Raw genomic sequence first — 4,118 nt, forward strand, 5'->3', positions numbered from 1 at the left:
GCAGCCTGCTCGGCTCGGGCGCGAACGCAGCCGGCGGCACGGCAGGCGCAGTCGGCTCGCTGCTGTCGACGGGCGCCAACGCGACGGCCACGGTCGTCAACGCGGTCGGCACGACGGTGGGCACGGCACTCGGCTCCGCGCCGGGCCTGTCGGTCACGCCGCACTCGGGCAACAGCGCGCCGGGCAACCCGCTCGCACCGGTGTCGTCGCTGCTTCAGTCGCTGACGGGCGCACTGCCGAAGTAACCGGCCGCGCACGCATGGCGGCGCCGGATGGGCCGCCGTGCGCAACGGGGCGCGCAACGCGGCATGACAGCGATGTCATGCCGCGTTGTCTTTGGGGGCCCGCTTTCTTTCGTCGCATGAGTGGCCGCTGCCTGCGCTCGCCGGCCGGCGTGGAATAACCGGTCGCCTCCATCCGTTTACATACCGAATCCCGGCAGCGCCGGCCGGCGGGATAATGGTCGAGACCTGGCCGATCGTCCCGGCCGGTGCCGCCGTGTCGCGATGCCGTGCCAAGGAGAAAGGGTATGAAACGGATACTCGTCGCTGCCGCGCTGACGGCGGCAATCGTGCGGCCGGCCGCCGCGGAACCACCGCGAGCCGGCGACGGAAAACTGGTCGACGAAGCGCACATGACGCTGTACGTGTTCGATCGCGATGCGCCCGGCAAGAGCGCGTGCGACCGCGCGTGCGCGGCCAACTGGCCGCCTGCGCTTGCCGACGCGTACGACAAGGCAACCGGCGAGCTGAGTCTCGTCGCGCGCGACGACGGCAGCAAGCAATGGGCGTACCGCGGGCACCCGCTGTACCGCTGGAAGCAGGATCGCAAGCCCGGCGACGCGGGCGGCGACGGGATCGGCGGCATGTGGCACGTCGCGCGTCCGTGACCGCACGGCGGTGCGCGAGGCATCCTGATGAGCTACGAATCGGATCTGCTGGTGTGGTTGCCGCATCTCACGCGCTATGCGCGCGCGCTGACGGGCGACCGGGCGTGGGCGGACGATCTCGTGCAGGATACGCTCGAGCGTGCGCTGAACCGCCCGCCGCGCGACTGCGGCAACCTGCGCGCATGGCTGCTGACGCTGCTGCGGCACCGCTTCATCGACCAGTTGCGCGCGCGCCACGAGGTCGCGGTCGACGATGCGACGGCGCCGTGGCAGACGATGGCCGCGCCGGCCGGCGAAATCGGCGGCCTGGTGCTGCGCGACGTGCAGCGCGCGCTGTACCGGTTGCCGGTCGAACAGCGCGAGGTGCTGCTGCTGGTCGCGCTCGAGGAATTGAGCTATCGCGATGCCGCGGAGGTGCTCGGCGTCCCGGTGGGCACGGTGATGTCGCGGCTCGCACGGGCACGCGGGCAGATGCGCGCGCTGCTGTCGGACGAGCCGTCGGCGCACGGCACGGCTTCACTACGAGTGATCGGGAAGACATGATGGACGATCCGCACAAGCGTTCGAACGAGCGGGACGACGACGCGTCGGCGCAACTGCTGTCCGCGCTGCTGGACGGCGAGCTGTCCGGGCAAGAGCGTCGCGAGGTGCTCGAGCGCGTGCTGGCCGATCCGCAGGAAGCCGAACGATTCGCGCATTACCGCGCGCAGCGCGATGCGCTGCAGGCGCTGTTCCCGCTGCCGGGCGCCGCACCCGCGCTGTTCGTGCAGCGCCGTACGCCGCGCCGGCGCGGGATTGCCTATGCATTCGCGGGGCTCGCGGCCGGGCTGCTGATCGGCGTCGCGCTGCATGTGGGCTGGGTGACGTTCGGCAGCGAACCGGCGTTCGCCGCGCGCGCGGATGTCGCGTACGCGACGTACGCGGCCGACCGCGACCATCCGGTCGAGGTCGGCGCGGGCGACCCCGAACGTCTCGTCGCGTGGCTGTCCACCCGTGTCGGGCGGCCCGTGCGCGCGCCGTCGCTCGACGAATACGGCTACGTGCTGATCGGCGGCCGGCTGCTCCCCGGCGAAGCGGGGCCGGCCGCGCAGCTCATGTACCAGCGCGCGGACGGCGCGCGCGTGACGCTGTACATGACGGCCTACGACGCACGGCGCCTCGCGCCGCAGGCGATGTCGGCCGGCGACCGCTACACGTATTTCTGGTCGGATCGCGGGATGGGCTACGCGTTGTCCGGCCAGGGCGACGAGCGGCGCCTGCGCGAACTCGCGATCGACGCATGCGGCGACCTCGGCGGCCCGACCGACGCGTGGAAGGGGTGACGCGCGCGGCGCCGGTACGGAGCAGGCGATGAAGACGACGATGACGAAGGGGCTCGTGCCGATGCTGGTGCTGGTGGCGCTCACCGCGGGCAGCGCGCTTGCGCGGGCGGACGGCGACGCGCCGGTGCGCGTGCCCGTCGACGCCGACGGCGTGCAGCGAGTGGCGATCGTCGGCGGCAGCTATTTCTTCCGACCGAACCACGTGATCGTGCGGGCGCACGTGCCGGTCGAGCTGACCGTGTCGGCCGAGCCCGGCCTGGTGCCGCACAGCTTCGAAATCGACGCGCCGCAGGCCGGCATCGCGGTGCACACCGAGCTCGCCACGACACCGAAGACGTTTCGCTTCACGCCGGCGCAGCCGGGCCGGTTCGCCTACTATTGCACGCATCGGCTGCTGTTTTTCAGGAGCCATCGCGAGCGCGGGATGGAAGGCGTGCTCGATGTCGAGGCGGCGCCGTGATCGCCGCGTTGCTGGCCGCGAGCCTGATAGGAGCGAGCATGACCGCCGATCCCGTGACTGTCGCGCAGGCGCATTTCGACCACGTCCGCTCGTACCGCGCGACGATCCGCTCGTCCGCGCGCAGCGGCGAGCACACTGAAATCCGCTACGCGTACCTGAAACCGGGCTTCGTCCGGATGGATTTCGTGTCGCCGCATCACGGCGCGGTGCTCGCCTACGATCCCGGCGACGGCAAGGTCCGGCTGCGCCCGTTCGGCGCGCATGCACCGCCCGCGCTGACGCTGTCGCCGTCCAATCCGCTCGTGCGCGACCGCAGCGGCCACCGCGTCGACCGGTCGGACGTCGGCGAACTGCTGCGCAACGTCCATGCGCTGCAGGAAGGCGGCGCGACGGTGACGGAAGGCGAGGAGGCCGTCGGCGGCCGGACCGCACTGCGCGTGTCGGTCACGGGCGCACCCGCGCACGTCGTCGACGGCGTGCATCGCTACCGGCTGTGGCTGGATACCGAGGACGGCTTTCCGCTGAAGGTCGTCAGCTTCGCGGACGATGACGACGTGCCGCTCGAAACCGTGACGCTCGACGACGTCGAGATCGACGTCGCGTTTCCCGAACGCTTCTTCGCGCCCTGAGCGGTGCGCTGACTCATGCCCGTGACGGGCATGCCGGAGGCTGCATGGCGGAATACCAGTTCTCGACGACCTGGCGCGTGGACGCGCCGCTCGCGGTGGTGTGGGACGCGATCTACCAGGTCGACCGCTGGCCCGACTGGTGGAAGGGCGCCGTGAGCACCGTCGAGATCGAGCCGGGCGATGCGCGCGGCGTCGGCGCGCTGCACCGGTACACGTGGAAGGGGGCGCTGCCGTACCGGCTGACCTTCGACATGCGCGTGCGGCGCGTCGAGCCGCCGCACGCGCTCGAAGGCCGTGCGAGCGGCGCGATCGAAGGCGACGGATGCTGGTCGTTCATCGCCGATGGCGCACGCACGATCGTGCGCTACGACTGGCACATCAGCACGCACGTGCGCTGGATGAACCGGCTGGAGCCGCTCGGTCGCCCGCTGTTCCGATGGAACCACGACGTCGTGATGCGCGAAGGCGCGAAGGGGCTCGCGCGGCTGCTGGGCGCGGCGGTCGAGACGGAGGGCCGGACGTTCCGGCCGTTGTCGGATGCGGGCTGCGCCGATGCCTGAACGCGTGTGAACGCGAGCAAAAGCGCGTAGCGGCGTACCGCGCCGCTCAGCGCGCGTACGCCATGACCGCGCCATCCACCACCAGTGCGACACGTTCGCCGACGGCCGGACACCGGTGCCCCGGCACGCGTGCGCGCACGGCACGCCGCAGCAGGCATTCGACGCATGCAGACCACCGCGACGGCTGCCCCCAACCACGCTTGACAGCGCAAAAGCCGTTTCGTAGCATCCGCCTGCTTCATCCCTGAACCCTCATCG

6 protein-coding genes and 1 pseudogene are annotated in these 4,118 nt (G+C 71.3%); all 7 read left to right on the top strand.

Annotated features, from left to right (window positions below):
* Window positions 1-245: pseudogene (locus G3O00_RS40630) on the top strand (hypothetical protein); the annotation flags it as partial.
* Window positions 246-529: 284 nt separating this feature from the next.
* Window positions 530-889, top strand: a complete 360-nt coding sequence (locus G3O00_RS40635; protein ID WP_124576620.1) for a hypothetical protein — start codon at window positions 530-532, stop codon at window positions 887-889.
* 27 nt (window positions 890-916) lie between these two features.
* Complete coding sequence (locus G3O00_RS40640) at window positions 917-1,432, top strand: sigma-70 family RNA polymerase sigma factor (RefSeq protein WP_206146367.1); 516 nt, start codon at window positions 917-919, stop codon at window positions 1,430-1,432.
* Window positions 1,429-2,211, top strand: coding sequence for an anti-sigma factor (locus G3O00_RS40645; protein WP_206146368.1), 783 nt, complete (start codon window positions 1,429-1,431; stop codon window positions 2,209-2,211). The genes G3O00_RS40640 and G3O00_RS40645 overlap by 4 nt, the downstream gene beginning before the upstream one ends.
* Window positions 2,212-2,239: 28 nt before the next feature.
* Window positions 2,240-2,671, top strand: a complete 432-nt coding sequence (locus G3O00_RS40650) for a quinol oxidase (RefSeq protein WP_241025571.1) — start codon at window positions 2,240-2,242, stop codon at window positions 2,669-2,671.
* Complete coding sequence (locus tag G3O00_RS40655) at window positions 2,668-3,300, top strand: DUF1571 domain-containing protein (RefSeq protein WP_041492753.1); 633 nt, start codon at window positions 2,668-2,670, stop codon at window positions 3,298-3,300. The genes G3O00_RS40650 and G3O00_RS40655 overlap by 4 nt, the downstream gene beginning before the upstream one ends.
* Window positions 3,301-3,344: 44 nt before the next feature.
* Window positions 3,345-3,860 (top strand): SRPBCC family protein, encoded by a 516-nt coding sequence (locus G3O00_RS40660; protein WP_206146369.1) that lies wholly within the window; start codon window positions 3,345-3,347, stop codon window positions 3,858-3,860.
* The last annotated feature ends 258 nt before the right edge of the window (window positions 3,861-4,118 follow it).

Origin of the sequence: Burkholderia sp. Ac-20384 (genome assembly GCF_017104605.1) — a bacterium.
Lineage (GTDB): Bacteria > Pseudomonadota > Gammaproteobacteria > Burkholderiales > Burkholderiaceae > Burkholderia > Burkholderia lata.